The organism is Olsenella uli, assembly GCF_016899935.1.
GTDB classification, from domain to species: Bacteria; Actinomycetota; Coriobacteriia; order Coriobacteriales; family Atopobiaceae; genus Thermophilibacter; species Thermophilibacter uli_B.
The window spans coordinates 1-281 of record NZ_JACJJK010000027.1; the positions used below are offsets into that span (position 1 = coordinate 1).

Here is a 281-nt window from a genome sequence, read left to right on the forward strand (position 1 = left end):
GTATAATTGCATTAAAAAAGTTTTTTGTTGCTAATATAAATAAAAATGACAGTGATGATGCGATGATAGCTGATAAAGTAAAAGCTGTTATTCGTGATTTTATTGAAAAAGAAAACAAGCAAAAACCGCTTAGTGACCAGCAATTAGCTAATTTATTGCAGGAAAAAAATATGAAAATATCTCGACGTACTGTAATGAAATATCGTGAACAAATGGGATATCCGTCTTCGACAAAGAGAAAAAGATATTAATAAATCAGAGCAGGTGGAATAGTTCTATCT

The 281-nt window shown here is 29.9% G+C and carries 1 protein-coding gene; it reads left to right on the top strand.

The window, feature by feature from the left end; translation table 11 throughout:
• On the top strand, positions 1-251 hold a 251-nt coding region (locus tag H6A07_RS09715; protein ID WP_239471212.1), incomplete at its 5' end, for a hypothetical protein.
• Positions 252-281: the final 30 nt, after the last annotated feature.